The 20,754-nt window shown below is 58.4% G+C and carries 15 protein-coding genes; 8 read left to right on the top strand and 7 right to left on the bottom strand.

The genetic code is table 11. The annotated features are described in order from the left end of the window. Positions 1 to 87 precede the first annotated feature (87 nt). The 3 genes from ABEB25_RS01640 to ABEB25_RS01630 all read right to left on the bottom strand — a co-directional run bounded on the left by ABEB25_RS01640 (position 88) and on the right by ABEB25_RS01630 (position 4,194). Complete coding sequence (locus ABEB25_RS01640; RefSeq protein ID WP_345734634.1) at positions 88 to 1,581, bottom strand: type IV secretory system conjugative DNA transfer family protein; 1,494 nt, start codon at positions 1,579 to 1,581, stop codon at positions 88 to 90. A gap of 470 nt (positions 1,582 to 2,051) precedes the next feature. Beyond that, the gene (locus ABEB25_RS01635) at positions 2,052 to 2,978 is read right to left on the bottom strand and encodes an amidohydrolase family protein (protein ID WP_345734633.1); all 927 of its coding nucleotides are present in this window, start codon (positions 2,976 to 2,978) and stop codon (positions 2,052 to 2,054) included. Positions 2,979 to 3,066: 88 nt separating this feature from the next. Then, the gene (locus tag ABEB25_RS01630) at positions 3,067 to 4,194 is read right to left on the bottom strand and encodes a M20 family metallopeptidase (protein ID WP_345734632.1); all 1,128 of its coding nucleotides are present in this window, start codon (positions 4,192 to 4,194) and stop codon (positions 3,067 to 3,069) included. A gap of 109 nt (positions 4,195 to 4,303) precedes the next feature. On the opposite strand from ABEB25_RS01630, the gene ABEB25_RS01625 reads away from it, so the two are divergent. The 7 genes from ABEB25_RS01625 (at position 4,304) to ABEB25_RS01595 (ending at position 12,395) form a co-directional block, all read left to right on the top strand. Beyond that, on the top strand, positions 4,304 to 5,197 hold the full coding sequence (locus tag ABEB25_RS01625; protein ID WP_345734631.1) for a hypothetical protein: 894 nt from the start codon (positions 4,304 to 4,306) through the stop codon (positions 5,195 to 5,197). 72 nt (positions 5,198 to 5,269) lie between these two features. Further along, positions 5,270 to 7,516, top strand: coding sequence for a glycosyltransferase (locus tag ABEB25_RS01620; protein WP_345734630.1), 2,247 nt, complete (start codon positions 5,270 to 5,272; stop codon positions 7,514 to 7,516). An 11-nt stretch (positions 7,517 to 7,527) separates the two neighbouring features. Then, positions 7,528 to 9,477 (top strand): asparagine synthase (glutamine-hydrolyzing), encoded by a 1,950-nt coding sequence (gene asnB / locus ABEB25_RS01615; RefSeq protein ID WP_345734629.1) that lies wholly within the window; start codon positions 7,528 to 7,530, stop codon positions 9,475 to 9,477. 44 nt (positions 9,478 to 9,521) lie between these two features. Next, positions 9,522 to 10,784, top strand: a complete 1,263-nt coding sequence (locus ABEB25_RS01610; RefSeq protein WP_345734628.1) for an O-antigen ligase family protein — start codon at positions 9,522 to 9,524, stop codon at positions 10,782 to 10,784. Positions 10,785 to 10,927: 143 nt separating this feature from the next. Then, positions 10,928 to 11,101 carry a hypothetical protein gene (locus tag ABEB25_RS01605; protein ID WP_345734627.1) on the top strand — a complete coding sequence of 58 codons (174 nt, stop codon included), beginning with the start codon at positions 10,928 to 10,930 and terminating at the stop codon, positions 11,099 to 11,101. 102 nt (positions 11,102 to 11,203) lie between these two features. Next, the gene (locus tag ABEB25_RS01600) at positions 11,204 to 11,614 is read left to right on the top strand and encodes a YlbF/YmcA family competence regulator (protein ID WP_345734626.1); all 411 of its coding nucleotides are present in this window, start codon (positions 11,204 to 11,206) and stop codon (positions 11,612 to 11,614) included. A gap of 67 nt (positions 11,615 to 11,681) precedes the next feature. Next, positions 11,682 to 12,395 (top strand): ABC transporter ATP-binding protein, encoded by a 714-nt coding sequence (locus tag ABEB25_RS01595; RefSeq protein WP_345734625.1) that lies wholly within the window; start codon positions 11,682 to 11,684, stop codon positions 12,393 to 12,395. A gap of 13 nt (positions 12,396 to 12,408) precedes the next feature. Here ABEB25_RS01595 and ABEB25_RS01590 read toward each other — a convergent pair whose 3' ends face one another. Together ABEB25_RS01590 and ABEB25_RS01585 are read right to left on the bottom strand one after the other, a co-directional pair. Then, positions 12,409 to 13,626: an MFS transporter gene (locus tag ABEB25_RS01590; protein WP_345734624.1), complete on the bottom strand. Its 1,218-nt coding sequence runs from the start codon at positions 13,624 to 13,626 to the stop codon at positions 12,409 to 12,411. A gap of 6 nt (positions 13,627 to 13,632) precedes the next feature. Beyond that, on the bottom strand, positions 13,633 to 14,403 hold the full coding sequence (locus tag ABEB25_RS01585; RefSeq protein WP_345734623.1) for a creatininase family protein: 771 nt from the start codon (positions 14,401 to 14,403) through the stop codon (positions 13,633 to 13,635). Between the two features lie 189 nt (positions 14,404 to 14,592). On the opposite strand from ABEB25_RS01585, the gene ABEB25_RS01580 reads away from it, so the two are divergent. After that, a complete protein-coding gene (locus ABEB25_RS01580) occupies positions 14,593 to 16,149 on the top strand; it encodes a phospholipase D-like domain-containing protein (protein WP_345734622.1) in 1,557 nt (518 codons plus the stop codon). Positions 16,150 to 16,155: 6 nt separating this feature from the next. On the opposite strand, the gene ABEB25_RS01575 is transcribed toward ABEB25_RS01580, so the two are convergent. Next, complete coding sequence (locus ABEB25_RS01575) at positions 16,156 to 17,559, bottom strand: DUF1501 domain-containing protein (RefSeq protein WP_345734621.1); 1,404 nt, start codon at positions 17,557 to 17,559, stop codon at positions 16,156 to 16,158. 20 nt (positions 17,560 to 17,579) lie between these two features. Continuing rightward, a complete protein-coding gene (locus ABEB25_RS01570) occupies positions 17,580 to 20,639 on the bottom strand; it encodes a DUF1553 domain-containing protein (protein WP_345734620.1) in 3,060 nt (1,019 codons plus the stop codon). Between the last annotated feature and the right edge of the window lie 115 nt (positions 20,640 to 20,754).

The following is a 20,754-nucleotide window of genomic DNA, read 5'->3' as shown; positions in this document are numbered from 1 at the left end:
GAGTTCCAAATGTCCGCTAGGAGGAAGACGACCGATGAAGCTGGAAGAATCCTAACTCCCAGCCGAAGGCAGCCAAGAGGCGGCAGATCACTTCCACCAGTCCGGGATCTTCCCCGCACCATCCATCGCCGGAATGCGCATCAACACCTTCTTTTTAGAAGGGTGAACGATCCAGGCTGTCGCATCCGGCATCTTCATCAGTTCGCCCGGCTGCACCTCGTAGTCCCACTCCTTGCTCACGGATTTGCTCGCATCCTTGCCCATGAATCCGGACGACTTCGACACCTTCTTCTTCTCCACTTTCGCAATGAACTCTGCCACCGCCAGCGCCCCCTCGGGATCTGGTTGGCGGAAGGCGATGCGTGAGCGGCAGTTCAGCGTTAGCACCTGCGCTGTTTCCTTGCCCAGCACTGGAAATAGCGAGGCATCGCTCTGCATCCCCAGGATGAGGCAGCAGTTCGCTGCACGCAGACGGTCGATCACGTTGTGGTCCGAAATGCCGTCTTCACTCGCCGTGGCCAGTGCCTGAAACTCATCCATCAGGGCGATCAGCAGATTCTCATTTTTTCGCTCTGACTTCGGCTTGTCAAAACGCATCATCGCGTGCGTGTAAAACAGCAGCTTGATGTACGTGTTGATGTAGCGCCGCTCCGTCTGGAAAGTCTGCGGCAGCGCCGTGCAAAAGATGCGTCCCTTGTCCACATCCGTGATGTCGATCGTGTTAGGCTCGTCAGAGCAAAACACCTCCGCAATGTCCGGGTGCGTGAAGAAGCCCAGCATCACCTTCAGCGTGCCTACCAAGCCCTCCTTCTGCTCCGCCGCCTTGGCACTCAGAAAGGTCTGGTCAAAGTATTTCGCCAGCTTGATGCGCTCCGGCGTGCTGTCCGCATCCAGCAATTCCTCAAACATTTTCTCCATCGCGGAGCTGTCCGTGAGGATCTCATAGGCCCGCAGCACATTCACAGGCTTGCCCAGCGTCTCCAGCATTTCAAAGGCGCTCGTCAGTGCCTGCTGCGCCGCCGGTTTGAAGAAGGACGACTGCTCCCCCTCCGTCAGCGACGCCCCCGTATCCACCAGGTTCTTCGCATGTGTCGTGTAGGGCAGGCGGGGATCTGAAACGAGGTTGTAGCGCTCCTTCGGTTTCCAGCTCCGATCCAGGCGGTCCGGCCGCACCGCCAGCACGCAGATCGCCTCCGGGCGGCCATGCCCCGCCGCATGCTCCATCGCAAAAAAGTGCTCATCCCCCTTCGCGCCCAAAATCAGCCCGCCCCAGTTAGGCCGACTCATGCTAATCTGATGCAGCAGCGGGTTAAACCCCGAAGTCGTCTTCCCCACCCCCGTATCCCCCGTGATCAACCAGTGGCGGGTAAACTCCCCCGGCAGCCATTTCAGATTTTTGTACTGAACAATGTACTCCTTTTTGCTGAGATCCGGCTGCCATTTCAGCAGGCAAAACGCCACCACCACCGAGACAAACGCCACCCCGCCCGTGACCTCCGTGATGGTCTCATATTGAAAAACATACCAGATGCCAAAAGTGGCGATGCCCGCCGCAACGAGAAATTTCAGAAAGGAAAACATGATGGAAAAACCTGGGTGGTGAACCCAATTAGCCATCCCCACGCCAACTGTGACAGGGTATTTTTAGACTCTCGGGTCATGGCCCAAGTGAAGAGGCGATACACTCCCTCTTGGGTCTTCCTGCTTGGATAGGCGATGAGTGCGATGCGTTTTGGTTCGAGAGTCCAGGCGAAAATCTATGTGTATACATTCAGTTTCCAGATTTTATGCTGAATCACAATCTCACCGGGGGGGCGATTTGGAGTATTCGGCAAATACGAGCAACCAATGATCAGCAACGTCTATGCTCCCAGCAACACCGCTCCGAAGCCTGATCTCGTAGTCATCCGCAAGGTCGATGACTCGTCACGCAGCAGGTAACCTACCTCCTGCAACTCCAACTCATCGCGCCGTTCCTCGGCTCCGCACCATTGCCAGCCGCACGAATGCTCCGCCCGAGCCGAGAACAAGCCTCAGACTTCATGCTCACACTAAGCGCCAAAAAAGACCCGTTCGGCGGTTTTGCTGAGGATGGCGGCTTTTTCGCTTGGGGTGAGGAAGGCGAGGTGCTCGCGGATGAGAGAGATTGAGTCGTTGTAGGTGTGGCCGGGGTCCACCTGGAAGGGGCAGTCGCTGGCCCACATGAGGCGGTCGGCGCCGAAGTAGTCGCGGCACTCTTTGATCATGGGGGCGAGGTCGGTGTAGGGCGGGGTCTTTTTGCCAAGGGCATAAAAGGCGGAGGTCTTGAGGGTGACCTTTTTATGGACGGAGAGGTGGAGGAGGCGATCGAGATGGGCGCGGGTGACGGGGCCGGCCATGCCGACGCGGGCAAAGTGGTCCACCACGACGGGGGTCTGGGGATACTTGATGCACATCTTGTCCACGGCGGCGAGGGTTTCGGGATTGATGAGGAGGCAGATGTTCAGGCCTTCATCGGCGGCGACTTTCCACATTTCCTGCATGCCGGGGGTGGCGAGCCAGGCTTCAACATCCTTGCTGGCGGTGTAGATGCGGAAGCCGCGCACGCCTTGTTTGGCCAGGGCCTTCATGCGGCCGCGGACGTCGGGGGCGTTTTCGTCAATAATAGCAACGCCGGAGAAGGTGCCGGGGTGGGCGGCGATGGTATCGAGCATGTAGCGGTTGTCGTACCGGTAGAAGCTCATCTGAATGAGGACGATGCGGCTGACGCCTTCGGGTTTGCAATGGGCAAAGAGCTGCTCGGGCGTGAAGCTGGCGGGGGCCATGTTTTTCTTTTCGAAGCCGGGAGCGAGGGGATAGCGCTGGGTATCAGGCGTCCAGACATGGACGTGGGCATCAATGGCGCTGCCGCTGGCGAGGGTGGCGCAACTGCTGATCTGGGTGCCAAGGGCGGCGGTGGCGGCGGTGGTGAGGAACTGGCGGCGGGAGAGGGAGGACATAGGAATCGGTGTTCAGTGTTCAGTGCGAGGGGCAGGAGCAGGAGTGAGAATTCATTTTGCTGGCACTGAAGGGTGGAGCTGAGAGGTGCTACGTGAAGCTGAGGAGGAATCTTCGCTGGAACTCGTAGGCGAGCTGGACTTGGTCGAGCTCGATGTATTCATCGACGGTGTGAGCGCGGTCGATGCTGCCGGGGCCGAAGACGATGCTGGGGATGCCGGCGCGGGAGAGCTTGCTGGCATCGCAGCCGAAGGGGACGCCGCCGGGGGCGGGATCGAGACCGAGCTCGGTGAGCACGCGGCTGGCGGTGCGGACGACATCGGCCTGGGCGGGGGTATCCAACCCTTCATCCACGAGAAGGAGGGGCAACTCGACTTCGGCCTGGATGCTGGGGATGGACTGTAGCAGGGACTGGTATTGGCGCACGGCATCGTCGGCACGCTCACCGGGGAGGAGGCGGCGGTCGATCTCGATGGCGCAGCGGTCGGGGACGAAGTTTACCTGCACGCCGCCGTGGATGACGCCGATGTTGCAGGTGCCCTCGCCAGCGAGGGGATGGCGCAGGGTGGCGAGGCGGGCATTGTCGGCCTCGATGGCTGCGATGACGCGAGCCATGCCGGTGATGGCATTGATGCCGAGGTGGGGCTTGGAGCTGTGGGCGGCTCGGCCATGGACGATGATGCGGCAGCGCAGCACGCCTTTGGTGGCGATGATGGCGCGGAGTTCGGTAGGCTCGGCCACGATGGCGGCATCGGCTTTTAAGTCTTCGCACAGTTTCACCACGCCCCGGTAGGAGTACTCCTCGTCCACGACGGCGGCGAGGAGGATCTCACAGGGCGGGGTGAGTCCCTCTTCTTTCAGCGAGGCGAGGGCGTGCATCATGGTGGCGAGTCCGGCCTTGGTATCACAACTACCTCGGCCATACATACGGCCCTCGCGAATGACGGGGTCAAAGGGCGGGATGGTCATGCCCTGGACGGATACGGTGTCCGTATGGGCCTCGAGGACGAGGCGGCGGTTTGGGTTTTTCCCTGGCAGGCGGGCGAGGACATTGGGGCGGCCAGGGAAGACCTCCTGCTCCCAGGTTTCGATGCCGCGCTGCTGGAAAAACTGGTGGACGTAGGTGGCCACCTCGCGCTCGCCAGGGCCGCCGTCATAGGAGGAGTTGACGCTGTTGATGCGGACGAGATCTGCCAGAGTCTGGATGACGGGAGTCATGGTGATTGTGCAGCATGGGCAAGGCGCACTGGTTTGACAATGACACACACGCGCATTCTTGTGACCGCAGTTGCAGACGGGCAGGTTTTGCCCTTAGCTCCAGGCTGCGATGATTTCATTTCTTTCTGCCGTCCGCCATAGGGTCCTTCTGGCTGCCCTGCTCACCAGCCCTGCCCTGCTGGCCCAGGAGGGACCTGTTTCTCTGAATCTGCGCTGGCTGCCAGGAAAAACCTACACGCAGGAAACCACCACCGAGACCTTCACCGGGTTGCCCTCCACCAAAAAAGCGGAAGAGGTGAAGATGAAGGTGAAGCAGACGACGGTGATCCAGGTGACGGGTGAACCTGAAGGCACGAAGGAAGCGAGGGTTACCTTCGAGGCGATGGCGGGCGAAGTGATGCTGCAGGGGAAGAAGCAGGCCTTTGACTCAGCCAATCTCAAGGACGCGCACCCGATGATTCAGTCCTCCATCGGCCAGAGTGTGGGCAAGTCCTTCATCCTTGTCTATGACGGCAAAGACAAGTTTGTGGAAGTGAAGGACACGGGGAGCATGTCCCCGACGACTCTGGGCAACCCTTCCCTGTCCGGCATCGCTGAGGCCAAGGAAGTGGCGGAGCTGTATCGGCGATCCCTGGAGATGGGGCTGCCGCACATCCAGGTGAAACCGGGTGACCGCTGGACCTCCCAGGAGACGATCAAATTTCCCAGCGCGGGCACGGTGAAGGTGGACCTCCGGGTGAAATTCGACGCCATCGTGAACTATGACACCGGACCACATGCAAAGATCAGCTTTGAAGGCGACATGACGAACGATGCGGATGCCATCGAGGCGCGGCCTGTGAGCATTGGCAAAGGGTCCAAGACCTATGGCCAGATCCTTTTTGATATTGAGCGCGGCACGGTTTCCTTTGGAGCCTTCCGGGCGGACATCACGCTGGATGTGCAAGGACAGAAGGTGCCGGTGCGCCAGCAGGTTTCCACCAAGCTGGTGAAGATCGAGTAGGTGCAGCGGGAGAGGGATTGTTCGCATTCCTTAATTGCCAGTCGGCCATTATGGAGATTATAGTTCCAGGCAATGCCCGAATGCCATGCGCCATGCCGACTCGCCTTCCTCATCCGTGACCTCGGTCACGGCGGAGCGCAGCGGCAATTGGTGACGCTGGCCAAGGCGCTGGTGGCCCTGGGCGGTTTCGAGATCTGCGTGGTGCATTTTTACCCAGGCGTGTTTGAGTCGGAGTTGCAGGCGGCGGGGGTGCGCACGGTGTGCGTGGGAAAACGCCATCGCTGGGACCTGGCGGGCTTTTTTCTCCGCCTGGTGAAGACGATGCGCGCGCTGGGGCCGGACGTGATCCACGGCTACCTGCATGAGTCCAACCTGATGGCGCTGCTGCTGAAGCCGCTTTGCGGTTTCCCCAAGGTGCTGTGGGGCATCCGCGATTCCCAGACGGATGCGGAGACCTGGGGGCTGCTGGGCAGGCTGAGCTTTCGGCTGAACTGCCTGCTCTCAGGATGGGCAGACGGCATCATCGCGAACTCACGTGCGGGCCGTGACTACTATATCGGCAAGGGTTACCCGGCAGCCCGTTTTGAGGTGGTGCCCAATGGAATAGACACGGCACGATTCAAGCAAACCTTGTTAGGCAACAGCGGGCAGACCTTTACGCTCATTGGCAGGCTGCACCCGATGAAGGATCACGCCACCTTTTTGCGCGCCCTTGCCGAGGTGCCCGAGGCCCAGGGGCGAATCATTGGCAGCGGAGATGCGGCGTATGCCGAGGAGATGCGACGTCTGGCAGCAACGCTGGGGCTGACGAACCGCCTGACCTGGGAAACCGCTCGCGATGACCTGCCGGAGATGTACCCCACGCTGGACTGTGTGGTGTCCACCTCCGCCTACGGTGAAGGTTTCTCCAATGTCCTGGGTGAAGCGATGGCCTGCGGACTGCCGTGCATCGCCAGCGATGTGGGGGATTCAGCCTGGCTGGTGGATGACCGAAGGTGGATCTTTCCGGCTGGAGATGTGGCGGCTCTGACGGGCGCGATGAAGAGCTTCCTCGCGCTGAATCATGAGGGGCGCAGGGCCTTGCGGGAGCAGAACCGCCAGCGGATTGCCGATCATTTCACGGTCGAGAAGATGGTGGCCAAAACGGCGGAGATCGTGCGGCGGCAAGGGCCAGTGCTTTGGATCACCACAGGTCTGGGAACGGGTGGGGCGGAGATGATGCTGACGCAACTTATTGGGGGGCTTAAGCACCATTCACACACCGTCATTTCGCTGACTGCGGGTGGCAAATACATCGAGCCGCTGCGGGCGGTCGGGGCGACGGTCCACACGCTGGACATGCCGGTGGGAAAACCCACGGTGGGGGCTCTGTGGCAGCTGCTGAAGATCTCACGACTGACACGGCCGACGGTGATCATGGGGTGGATGTATCACGGCTGCCTGGCGGCCCTGATCGCCCGAATGGGGACCCAGGCAAAGGTCATCTGGAACATTCGGCAATCGCTCTATGATCTGAGCCTGGAAAAACGCGGCTCCGCCCTGGTCATTCGCGCGTTGGGCTGGCTCTCCTTTTGGCCCAAGCTCATCACGTACAATTCCCAGGTCAGCGCCCGGCAGCATGAAGCCATCGGCTATCGCCCCAACAAAACACGGCTGATCCCCAATGGCTTCGATCTAGAGAAATGGCAGCCTGCGAAGCCCAGGGCGGAAGATGTGAAGAAGCCGATTTTGATCGGCCGCTTTGGACGCTACACAGCCATGAAAGACTACCCGACGTTTTTACGCGCTGCGGCCCTCATCGTTCAGCAAAGGCCAGATGTGCAATGCCTGCTCGCAGGCACAGGTGTGAATGCGGACAATGCCGAATTGGCGGAGCTCGTTCAGCAGCTCGGTCTAACCAACCATGTCCAACTTTTAGGTGAACGGCAGGATCTTCCGGAAATGACGGCTTCACTGGATTTGGTGGTTTCGTCTTCAGCCTTTGGTGAAGGTTTTCCGAACGTCGTCGGTGAAGCGATGGCCTGTGCCGTGCCTGTGGTGGCAACGGACATTGGCGACACGGCCTGGGTGATGGGAGAGACCGGACGGCTGGTGCCTGCCAAAGATCCGGCGGCACTGGCAGCCGCCTGCCTGGACGTACTGCGACTATCCCCTGCGCTGCGCCATCAAAGCGGCCAAGCGGGGAGAGCGCGCATCCTTGCCCACTTTTCGCTGAACCGTGTGCTAGCCCTGTTTGAAGAAGTCCTTTCCACCCGCGCTCATATCGCCACATCATCAGAGGCTATCGCGCCCCTGAAACCTGCCGTGACCTCCAACTGACCCTCCCCCCTATGTGCGGCATCTCCGGCTACCTTACCCTTCCCCGCTCGCGCTCGTCTGACCAGATGACAACTGAGGTCACGCGCATGACGGATGCCATCGTTCTTCGTGGTCCCGATGACAGCGGTGCCTGGGTGGATGCTGATTGCGGCATCGCCCTGGGGCATCGGCGGCTTTCCATCCTCGACCTTTCGCCGCTGGGGCACCAGCCCATGAGCAGTGCGGACGGGCGCTATGTCATTGTTTTCAATGGAGAGATCTACAACTTCCAGCAACTGCGGGCCGAACTAGAGCCTCACGGCCATACCTGGCGGGGACACTCGGACACGGAGATCATGCTGGCCGCCTTTCTGCAATGGGGAGTGGTGGAAGCCACGCGGCGATTTAATGGCATGTTCGCCTTTGCGCTCTGGGACAAGCAGGAGCGTGCTCTGCACCTGGGCCGCGACCGGATGGGCGAAAAACCTCTGTACTACGGGTGGTTAGGCGACACCTTTGTTTTTGCTTCGGAACTCAAGGCTATACGCCAGTTTCCAGGCTTCGATGCGGCCATCAACCGGGATGCGCTGTGCAGCCAGCTACGGTTCAACTACATTCCCGACCCGCAATGCATTTATCAGGGCTTTCACAAACTGCCGCCTGCTTCACTGCTGAGTTTGCAGACGGCACAGGACATGCCCGAGCCAAAGCTTTACTGGTCGCTGCGTGAGGTCATCGAGCATGGTGTAGACCACCCCTTCACGGGGACGGAAAAAGAAGCTATTGATACGTTTGAGGCGCTCCTCAAAGAATCCGTGGGGATGCGCATGATCTCGGATGTACCTCTTGGGGCCTTCCTTTCAGGTGGCGTGGATTCATCCCTCATCGTGGCCCTGATGCAGGCTCAGAGCAGCAGACCCGTGCGCACCTTCACCATCGGGTTTGATGTGCCAGAATACAATGAGGCCCAGTTTGCCAAAGAGGTGGCGAATCATCTGCGCACGGACCACACCGAGATGTATGTGACGGGCAAGGATGCCCTAGATACCATCCCTCTGCTTCCGGGCCTGTATGACGAGCCCTTCTCCGATTACTCTCAGATCCCCACCCACCTCGTCTGCAAAATGGCGCGTCAGCACGTCACCGTCGCCCTCAGTGGCGATGCAGGTGACGAGCTTTTTGGAGGTTATGAACGTTACTTTGTGGGCCGGAACCTGTGGGACAAATTTGCCTGGATGCCACCCGTCTTGAAAAAGACGGCTGCCGCAGCTATGACGGTCCTGCCTCCGCAAACGCTTAATTCGTTAGGCTCAATGGCCCGCCCGTTGTTGCCCAAACGGCTGCGCCATGTGCCATTTGGGGACAAATTGCACAAACTGGCGGAAGTCGTGGCCGCACCGGGCATGGAGACATTGTACCTGAACCTCATGTCCCACTGGAAGCAGCCCGAGCAAGTCGTCATCGGCGGGCAGGATCCTCAAACCAGCATCACCAACACGGCAGGCTGGCCACGGGTGAGTGACTTCACTCATCGCATGATGCACCTGGACATGGAGACCTACCTGCCAGGAGACATCCTTACCAAGGTGGACCGTGCGGCCATGGGCGTGAGTCTGGAAGGGCGTATCCCGCTGCTGGATACGAACCTCATCGAGTTCGCATGGCGAATTCCCTTCTCCATGAAAGTGAGGGATGGCAAAGGCAAATGGCTGATGAGGGAGACTCTGTATCGCCACGTGCCCAAGGCTTTGATTGACCGGCCTAAACGTGGATTTGGCGTGCCTCTGGAGCACTGGCTGCGCGGAGAGCTGCGCGAATGGGCGGGGGACTTGCTCAGCGAATCCCGGTTGAAACGGGAAGGTTATTTCCACCCTGCACCCATCCGGCAAAAATGGCAGGAGCACCTCAGCGGCACACGCAACTGGCATTTCTATCTCTGGGACGTGCTGATGTTCCAGGCCTGGCTGGCCGACAAGAAGTGAGATTTCAAACTTGCGGCACGCTTTCCATGCATTCCCCTCATTCCATGCCCCCAAGCCACCCGATGACCACCCCTGTGTGGCAGGATGGACTAGGGGTATCTGCACCGGATGCACCGGAGACTTTTTTCCAACGCATGATTGTCTGGGTCTGTGGCACCATCCTGGGGCTGCTGGCTGCAGATGTGGTGATCGGCTCTTACAACGCGGGGATTTCACCTTTGAAGCCCGCCCTCTTCACCCTGGTTGCCTTCGCTTCGTGCGTGGGATTGTCTTTCATCAGCAGCGTCAGGCTGGCCCCGGTTTCATTTCTCATTTTGCTGCTGCCTGCCGTGCGGCTGTTTGATGCCGCATTGCTGTCACGCTCAGTCACCACTTTGCAGGGTCAGGCAGGGATGGACCACTTGCGGGTCATGCTGGTCATCGTGGCCATCCTTTGTGTGCTCTCCACCGCCCAGGGCATGCGTGCCGTGCGCTGGGCGGCCATTCTGGCCATCTTCATGACGACGGGTTCTGAAGTGGCCGAGATGCTGGGCATCTTCAAATTTTCCAGCATTCAGGGACGGTACGCAGGCTTTAATAGCCACCCGAATTTCCCGCCAGTGCTGTTGTGTGAGATGCTAGGCATCACCTTTGCGCTGTGCCGCAGCTTCAAATTCAACTGCCTGCTCATTGGCGTGGCCTTTGTCGGTGTGGCACTGACCTACGGTCGCAGCGGCTTTGTCGTGCTGGTCCTGATGGCAGGAGTCTATGTACTGATGAATGCACGGCGGAATTTGCCATTTTTGCTCATCATGGCCGCCATCGCCATCCCGGCGGCTGGGGTGGGTTTTGCCATCCTGCAAAGCCGGACTGAGCAGGGCATTACCAAAGACAAAAACACTTCCGAACGCCTCCAGGCCATCTACGAACTGGACTTTGAAAAACTGAAGTCCCCCGAACGTGCCAAGGATCTGGCTGATGCCTGGGAAGGTGTGATGAAGAAGCCCCTGTTAGGCCATGGCACAGGCGTTTCAGGTGTCCTGTGGGCACCGCACAATGAGTATGTCTCGCTGTGGCTGGAACTTGGCATTCCCGGTCTGCTGCTGTTTGTCGGCACACTAGGTGCACTGGTCGTACGCAGCGTCATGACAGGGGGCAAGGCCGGTTATCTGCTCTTTGCCATCATCGCTTACACCCCTGCCGGACAGGGGAGGATCGAGATGCCGCATTACTACCTGGCCCTGGCAACGGCGGCCTTCATCCTGTGGCCCAAGAAATTCCGCCTCACGCTCTTTTCTCCGCCGACCCGGACTGCTTCGCCCACGTGAATCCTCCCGCAGTCGGCGTATGAGGCTGCATGATGTTTCGCGGATCCTCGCCATCTTCTTCGTCGCTTCCTGGGCCTCCGCCCAGTTGGCCAATCAACCGCCCACACCGCAGTGGCTAAGTTCTAGCCGGGAGAGAACAGGTGGTGCTAAAGCCCAATCCGCTGAGTCCCGAGACGGTGGAGATCGGCAAAAGCCTGATTCGCAGTCGTACTCAGGCCGAAGCCTCCCCCATGCCTGCCGGGTTGCTGAATGCCCTGCGCCTGGAACAGATCCTAGATCTTTTGGACTTTATGGAAGCAGGTGGGAAAAAGAAATAGCGATGACGGCCATCCACCCCACCCATCAGCGCCGTTCCTTACTGTGACAAACTCCAATCCGCCATTCGACAATTTCCACTTTTCCAGCTAGCCTCCCCCTCCATGAACGCCGCTATCGACCCCGTCATCGCCTCCCACATTGAAGCTCTGTGCGCAGCCATCGCCGCAGATCCCGAAGTGCAGGCCGCCCGTAACCAAGCCGAATCTTTCCTGGCTGACGAAGGCGCAGTCTCCCTGTACCGCGATGTGATGACCCTAGGCCGCAGCCTGGAACAGCGCCACCGCAGCGGTGCTGAGATGGAACCCTCCGAAGTCAGCCGTTTCCAGTCCCTCCAAGACCAGGCCGATGCCAACGAAGTCATCCAGAGCTTCATGGCTGCCCAGGACCTGCTGCAGGACGTGGCGAACAAGGTGAACGGCTTTGTCACCAAGACCCTGGAAAAAGGCCGCGTTCCGACCCATGACGAAGTCTTTGGCCAGGCAGGTTGCGGCGAAGGCTGCGGCTGCCACTAAGGCGCCTTCCGTTTGAACAACAGTGTTCAGGAAACCGCCTCAAACTCCCCCTGAACACTGATTTCCCATGCCCCCTTCCGCCCCCATTTTCGAGGCCCGTGCCCTGCGAAAAGTTTACCATACCGGTGAGCTGGACGTGGTGGCCCTGCATGGGGTGGACATCCAGTTTCATTCCAGCGAGCTGGTGGTCCTGCTGGGGGCCTCAGGCAGTGGCAAATCCACTTTGCTGAACATCCTCGGCGGACTGGATACTCCCACCAGCGGCCAACTGCGCTACAAGGGCTGGGATCTCACCGGGGGTGATGAACGGACGCTGACGCTCTTTCGCCGGAACTGCGTGGGCTTTGTCTTCCAATTTTACAACCTCATCCCCAGCCTGACCGCACGGGAAAATGTAGCCCTGATCACGGATATTTCGCGGGACCCCATGAAACCCGAGGAGGCTCTGGCGCTAGTGAACCTGCAGCACCGCATGGATCACTTTCCCAGCCAACTAAGCGGTGGTGAGCAACAGCGGGTGGCCATCGCACGGGCGATTGCCAAAAAGCCGGAGGTGCTGCTCTGTGACGAACCCACGGGAGCCCTCGATGTGAACACGGGCATCGCCGTGCTGGAGGCCGTGGAGCGAATCAACCGGGAACTGGGGACCCTGACGGTCATCATCACGCACAATGCCGACATGGCCGGCATGGCGGACCGGGTGCTGCATCTCAAAGACGGGCAGATCGTCAAGTCACACCGCAACGAAACGCGCGTGCCTGTGACGAGCCTGAAGTGGTAAGATAGCACTATCCTCAGACCAACCGCGCCTGAGGCCGCCACAGCCACTTCATGGCGAAGACACCGATCCAGGGCGCAAGACCGGCAATGACCAGACCGAGGTCGTAGGAGCCGGTGCTGTCTGCCAGTTTGCCGAACCAACGATGCAACGGTGAAGTGATGACCCACACCCAAAAACTGAGCAGCCCGGTCAGACGCCCCACGTGCTCTTCGGACAATTCCTGGACGAAGGTATAGTAGCAGGGGAAAAGTGCCAAAGCTCCTGCCCCAATGAGCAACAGCACGCCAAGTAAAGGCCATCCCTGGCCTAGCCATGGCAAGGCCACACTGAGTGATGTCAGCCCGCAAGCGGCGGCATACACCCAGCGGCGCGACTGATGCGGTGAGCAGTGAAAGCGCCGTACCAGCCACAATGAGGCCACGCCTGCCATGACACAGCCGACATCCGTAGAGATGTAATAGAGCGAATTAAAATGCAAGGCTTCGCCCTCAGCATACCCGCGTCCGGTTTGCAGAAACTTCATCATCCACACGCGGTACATGTGCCATACGGTCTGGGTGCCCGTGATGAGCAGGGCCAGGGCCCAAAAGCTGGGGCTGATGAGGATGCTGCCCAGGCTGACAGGAGCCACCTTCACCTCACGAACAGGCACATCCAGGTCACGTGGCCGCAGCATGAGAAACCAAGCCACCACCCACAGCAACCCCGAAGCCCCCACCACGACAAAGGCAGAACGCCAGGAACCGAGCTCATCGGTCATCAGCAGCATCATTACCTGGGGCGTGATGATGGCCCCGATAGAGGCCCCACTCTGCAACACACTGTTGCCCATGGTGCGATCCTTTTCCGTCAGGACGGCAAAGGTGGTCTTCAGGGCGCAGGGCCAGTGACCCGCCTCAAAGAAACCCAGCAAGGTGCGGCAGACCAGCAGGCTGGTGTAATCCTGAGTCCAGCCCGAAAACATGCCCATGAGTGACCAGCCTGCGAGTACACAGGGATAGAGCCAGTAGATGCGCATGCGGTCCGCCAGGAAACCAAAGACCAGCGAACCTGCGGCAAAGGCCCAACCAAAAGTGAGTTCGAGATTGCCATACTGCTCATCATTCAGGCCGAACTCCTGCGTGACACGAACGGAGGCATTCGCCAGCGTGACGCGGTCCATGTAATTGATCGTCGTGGCCAGCAGCAGCAGGCCCGTAATCCACCATTTCCAGTAAGGGGAGCGTGTCATAAGTCATCAACCATCCCAGCTTTTTCCGTTCCAATCGATGACGCGCCGCAGCATCGCCACCACATCGCGGGTGAAGACCTGGAACAAAGCCTCCCCCTTTTCCGCACTGGCCTGAGTCGGATTTCCCACGTGGCCAGGGACGGAGCGGTCCGTCATGATCCAGCCACGGGTGGCTGGTTCGAAGCTGTTGCCAAAGGGCACTTCCGTGACGGTTTCCGGTGCCTTGACCAGATGCGGGGCCAGCCTCAGCACCATGGAGGTTTCCCACTCGCAGGCATGGCCCATGACCTTCTGGGTCAGCTTCGGATGGGCACCACCAGCCTCCGGACTCAGGCTCCAGTAGGTGGCAAACAGGAGCAGCAAATCATCACGCAGACGATGGCGCTGCCGCACCTCAAACACGGCCTGCTTCCCCGGCACATCATTGCCGCCGTGGCCATTGAGCAGGATCAGCCGACGGAAACCGTGGGCAATGAAGTTTTCGAGCACCCCTACTAGCATATCTAGGTACACCCGGGGCTCCGCCGAGAGAGTGCCGGGAAAATCAAGATGATGGTGGGAATTCCCCAGCCACTGCAGCGGGGCAAACAGCACTTTCTTTGTCAGTTCAAGTTCCGCCCGCCTGGCGATCTCTCCCATCAGCATCGAGTCGGTAAAAAGGGGCATATGCCAGCCGTGCTGCTCCAGCGCCGCAATGGGGAACACCACTGGGGTGTTTTTGTCGAGAGCGGCAATGTCAGGCCAAGTGAGATCCGTGAGATGCATTCGGAGAGGCATAGAACGGCGTTCAGAACGAGTTTTCAAAAAATGCGGACATTCGTATCACAAATCATCGCAATCGGTTTGAATCACAAAAAACGGGAGCATTTGAGAAACTTCGTGCGAAGTGCATGTGTCTTTCTGCACGATTCCAGCCTAGCCCAGCCCTAATTTGCTATGCCATCCCCTGTTTCACGCTCCCTTATCATGAACGTCATGTTGCGAATGCTGACTGGTGTGGGCTGTCTTGTCATGATTTCCTGCGCAGGCCCTTCTGCCACGCAGCCAACGGTGCCGAGTTCATTTTTGGCGAAGCAGGAAACCATTGCCCAAGCATCCCGCCAGCGTACAGTCCGCCGTGAAGGAACCTCCGGCTTTGAGATGATGGCCGATGGTAAAGAGGCTTACCTAGCTCGTCTGGCCGTGGTGGAAGCAGCGCAAAAGACCCTCGATTTCCAGTATTTTATCTGGGCCGACGACGTGTGCGGAACCGTGTTTGCAGATCGTCTTCTGGCGGCTGCCGACCGGGGAGTAAAGGTCCGCATGCTCCTGGACATCACTCATGGGGCGCAGACCGAGGTCAAATCTGCCATCCTGGCCGCGCACTCGAACATTGAGATCGCTTTCTTCAACCCAATGACCGCGCTGAAAGGGGTCTTTGCGGGCAACCCCATTCCAGTGATTGGAGAGATCGACCGCATGCAAAGCCGCATGCATAACAAGATCCTCATCGCTGACAACAGCCTCTTGATCGGAGGTGGCCGCAACTTGGCGGACACCTACTTTGGCGTGGATCAGAAGCACAACATGCGAGATCTGGATTTCATCGCCAAAGGCCCAGTGGTGAGCGCGGCGGCCAAGTCTTTCAATCTGTATTGGAATTCACCGCTAACACGCAAAGGAGACCGCACCAAACTGACTGGCAAGGATCAAGACAAGCTACGAGCTATGCGACGTAGCATCGAACGCAAAAAGCACCATCTCGCCCATCATCACCGCTGCCCCTATCCCGTCACCCTGGCGCGTCAAGATGCCCTCAAACTCCTGGCAGATCTCTCGGGCCGCATGATCTGGGCAGAGTATGAATTCATCGCCGATCCACCCGAGCGAATGCTTCGCAAGGGCAAGATCGCCTCTCCGGTTTGGAGGACGGTGGAGGATGCCATCGAAGGCTCTCAAAAAAACATGGTGATGCACGCCGCCTACCTCATTCCCCAGGAGGAGACTTTGGCACTGCTTGAAGAAACCTCGAAACGAGGCGTCACGATCCAACTGCTGACCAATTCGCTGGCCTCCATTGACGGTCTGCTGGCCATGACGGGCATTGCCAACCGGAGAAAAGAGGTGATCCAAACCGGCGCAGAATATTACGAACTCAATGCCCGGGCCCCGGCCCGTAAAGATTATATCCATTCCCCGAAAATCACCCCTCTGGGAATGCACACCAAAGGTTTGGTGGTGGATGACCGTATTTCCTTCATCGGCTCCTACAACATGGATCCGCGATCAAAGTACATCAATACCGAAACGGGTGTGATCATCAACAGCCCTGCCTTTGCGAAGCGGCTGAAAAAATACCTCATGCAGGACCTCCAGCCCGAGAACTGCTGGCATGTGACGCAGGAAAAAAACGGCTGCCTGAACTGGAGCGGTCGGACGCAGCAAGGCCAGCCCATCCAGCATCATCGGGACCCTGAGGTTCCGCTCAAAAAACGGGTGTCCTACTGGCTGCTCACACATCTGCCGTGGGAAGACTTGCTCTAATATTCGTTAGGCCAGCAGACCCTTTACCACATGCCCGTGAACGTCCGTGAGACGATAGCGGCGGCCTTGAAACTTGTAGGTGAGCCTTTCGTGATCAATCCCCAAAAGGTGCAGCAAGGTGGCGTGGAAGTCGTGGATGTGAACGCCGTCCTTGGCCACGTTGTAACCGAATTCATCCGTCTCCCCATAGACACTGCCAGGCTTGATCCCACCACCTGCCATCCAGGCCGTGAAACAGCGCGGATGATGATCGCGACCAAAATTGGCACTGATTTTTCCCTGACAATAATTGGTTCGGCCAAATTCGCCTCCCCACACTACCAGCGTGTCATCCAGCAACCCGCGCTGCTTGAGGTCTTTGATGAGGGCTGCTGACGCCTGATCCGTCTCCTTGGCTAGTTTGGGCAGATTTCCAGGAAGGCCACCGTGGTGGTCCCAATCTTGGTGGTAAAGCTGGATGAAACGCACACCGCGTTCCGCAAGTCGGCGTGCTTGTAGGCAGTTTGCAGCAAAGGTGCCGGGGGTCTTTACATCCGGCCCATACATGTCCAGGACGTGTTGCGGCTCATCCTCAATGCCTGTCGCCTCTGGGATGCTGCTCTGCATGCGATAGGCCATTTCGTAATGGTCAATGCGGCTGGAGATTTCCACGTCTGGCGTGCCGGCAAACTGATGCTCGTGCAATTCCCGCAGTCGGTCCAGCATCATCCGGCGACTGTCTCTGCTGATGCCATCCGGATTGCCCAAATACAGCACGGGATCCTTTGCCGCGCGGAAGAGCACGCCTTGATGTTTGGTGGGCAGGAACCCGCTGCCCCAAAGATGTGCGCCTAGGGGCTGGCCGCCTTTGCCTTTGGTAATGAGCACCGTAAAAGATGGCAGGTTCTCATTCTGCGCACCCAGGCCATAACTTAACCAAGCACCCATGCTGGGACGCCCGGCGATCTGAGAACCTGTTTGGAAAAAGGTGACTCCAGGTCCGTGATTGATGCTCTCCGTAAACATCGAACGCACCACACAAATGTCATCAGCGATGGAGGCCGTGTGCGGCAGCAATTCACTGTACCACCCGCCAGCCTGCCCTTGCTGGGTAAACTTGAAAGGTGAGCCCACCATGGGAATCGAGCTTTGATTTCCCGACATGCCCGTTAGCCGCTGGGTACCCCGCACACTGTCTGGCAATTGCTCACCATGCCGTTGATTGAGCAGGGGTTTGTAATCATACAGATCCAGATGTGAAGGCCCACCGGACATGAAGAGATAAATGATCCGCTTGGCCTTCGGAGCGGCGTGGGGTGCACCCAGGATACCTGGATCTGCGGCATGGGCCTGTTCCTTGCCGAGCATCTCAGCCAGGGCCACACCACCCAGGCCCATACCAAAACGATTCAGCAGGGTGCGGCGATTCATTAAAGGTGAAGGGTGTATATTCATCGTTTCACAACAGCCGCATCGTGGTTCAAAAGTGCCTGGGCCAGCACCGTGGCGGCGGCGGTGGGTGCAAGTGGCAAGGCGGCATCCTGAGGCGCTTGGCCTGTCTGTAGGAGAGCTCTAGCTTCCTTGGGATTGGCCTCAAAATGCTTCAATTGCTCCTCAAAAAGTCGTGAACAGATTTCCACCTCATGGGCATCAGGCTGGCGGCTAAGGCAGCGCAGAAAGCCATATTCGATCATCTTCACCAAATCCCCCTGACATTCGCGCTGCATCTTTTCTCCCAGCACACGAGCAGCTTCCACATACTGCGTGCCATTGAGCAAAATGAGGGCCTGGAGCGGACTGTCCGTGCGCTCTCTTTTGGCCGAACAGACCGCTCTTCGTGGTGCATCAAAGGCGACCATGGCGGGAGGTGGGCTAGTGCGACGCCAAGTTGTATAGAGACTGCGACGGTACACGCTGCCATCCTTTGCCACATCCCCAGGCTTGAACGCCTCCGACATTTCATACGGATTCACAGGCACCCCACCGATCTGTGTTTTCAGCAATCCAGCGCTAGCCAGGGCATTGTCGCGAATCATTTCCGCTGGCAGGCGGAATCGTGGACCACGGGCCAGCCACTGATTGTCTGGATCATCCGCCATCGTCGTCGCATCAGCTATGCTTCGCTGCTGATAGACATCGCTGGAGACGATTTCTTTGATCAGAGCCTTCATGTCCCAGCCTGTCTCCATCAGACGCAAGGCCAAGTAGTCGAGAAGCTCCGGGTAGATGGGTTTCTCCCCTTGGCTGCCGAAGTCTTCACTGGTTTTCACCAGTCCACGACCAAACAAACTTTGCCATAAACGGTTCACGGTCACCCGGGCCGTCAGTGGATGATCCGGCGCCGTCAACCAGCGAGCCAACCCGAGGCGATTCAGCGGTGCATCCTTCGGAAACGGCGACAGGAAAGCCGGTGTCACGGGCGGAGCCTCTTCACCACGCTTGTCATACTCCCCCCGAAACAGAACATAGGCCTTTTTGGGTTGCGGCAGTTCCTTCATCACCATGATCTCCTTTTGAGCATCATTAAAGGCAGTCAACTCCGCCCGTGCCACCTGAAGCTGAGCCAGCAAGGGCTTGAGCGTGTCATTTGGCGGTCGAGACACATCCCGGTCAAACACCCGCAGCTCATCCACCCAGCCGCCTTTGAAACCTCGGTCACGGAAGCGTTCCCCAAGGCTAATGTAATCCCCGCCGCCACCGGTGATGTCGCGAGTCAGATGATCCCGGATCACCTCAATCTCCGCCCGTTTGCCGTTTACATAAAGTCGCAGACCAGATGCGCGGCTGCTGCCGTCATTCGTCACCACCACATGCACCCACTCATTGATCGGCAGGACGTCCCTGGTCCGAATGGAAATAGCATCACCCGGCCAAAAATGAATGAGCGACCACTTCAGCTTGCCCTCTTCAATCAGCAGTTCATACCCACGGCTGGCCGCATCGGTCCAGGCGCGGGAACGATGGAGCACGACCGCCCGCTCTTTCACATCGGGGGTTTTCATCCATAAGGACAGGCTGAAGGGATCATACCGATGAAAACTGCCAACAGGGGTATCCACCGGATCATCACCCGTGAACTGAATGGCCTTGCCCACGCGTCCCTCGACCACCTTGTTTTCACCTTTCAAGATGGCAGCAGGATCTGCCGCTTTGTCTTTCGGGTTTTTTGCAGCAGGTGAGGGATGCAGTGCATCGGCCAGCTTGTTTTTCTCCAAAACATCAAAGGTAAAATGGGCCACCTGCCCCTCTCTCTGCGGAGGCACTCCTTCAGGCCAATCGAGCATCTGTAATCCCTCACCATAGGTAACCCCGCCCACCTCACGAATCTGTCGCTCCAGTTGAGCAACTTTCTTCTCCAGACCTGCCTTCTGGGATTTCTGGCCCTGATTCATCAGCATAAGCGCAGGGGTAGGGGCCGAATTCGTGAAGTAGGAGTACAGGCCCGCCTCATCAATATTCTGGAGAAAGGCCGACAAGCCGTAGTACTCCGTCTGCTTGATAGGATCATACTTGTGATCATGACAGCGCGAACACTCGAACGTCAGCCCCAGGAACGCGGTGGCAAACGTCTGCACACGGTCCGCCACATACTCGATGCGGTATTCCTCCTCCACGGAACCACCCTCGGATTCCTGCTGATGCAGACGATTGAAGGCCGTGGCCAGAATCTGCTCATCCGTGGCATTTGGCAAAAGGTCCCCGGCCACCTGCCAGGTGATGAATTGATCAAAGGGTAAGTTCCGGTTAAAAGCCTGGATCACCCAGTCACGCCACATCCAAACATCCCGCAGACGATCCACCTGAAATCCGTAGCTGTCCGCATATCGGGCCACATCAAGCCAATCCACCGCCATGCGCTCTCCGTAAGCAGGCGAAGCCAGCAACTTCTCCACTAGAGCCTCGTAAGCCCCTTCCTGCTGCTTGCCGGAAAAAGCTAAAACTTCTTCCGCTGAAGGAGGCAGGCCCGTCAGGTCAAAACTGACACGTCGCAGCAGGGTGGCTGCATCCGCCCTCGGTTGCAGAGCTAATCCCCGTGATTTCAGGCCTTGAGCCACCAGATGATCTATCGGCCCCTTTGCCCCGGCGGCCTTAGCATCCGCTTTCCATCGAGGCAGCTCATTCAGATCCGGGGCAATGAAACTCCAGTGCTTTTGATATTCGGCCCCTTCATCCACCCACTGCTTCAGCTTGGCAATTTCACTTTCGGTTAGGCGACCCAGCTTAGACTCCGGTGGCGGCATCACTTCATCCTCATCATGAGAAAGCACGCGCTCGATGATCAGGCTCTTCAGCGCATCCCCTGGCACGATGTGGCCATCGGCAACAGCCGCAGCCCGTTCGTCCAGGCGCAGGTCTCCTTTGCGCGTCTTCGGGTCAAAACCATGACAGTGAAAACACTTGTCTGAAAGGATGGGGCGGATATCCCGATTGAACTCCATCTTTTCCGCCCGAGCAGAGGTCGCACAGACCAGCCCGGCAGCTGCCAACGCAGGGCCAAGAATAGCGCTCAAGGAAAATGAAACCTTCCAAGTCATGCTGCATTATACGCAACACCCTGTTGCCTCTTTGAGATTTATCTGTGTCTAATCGTGATACACCCGGAGTCCACCTCCCTTGTGGCATCAT

It is taken from the genome of Prosthecobacter algae, from assembly GCF_039542385.1.
GTDB classification, from domain to species: domain Bacteria; phylum Verrucomicrobiota; class Verrucomicrobiia; order Verrucomicrobiales; family Verrucomicrobiaceae; genus Prosthecobacter; species Prosthecobacter algae.
This window is presented reverse-complemented; position numbering and strand designations above follow the sequence as displayed.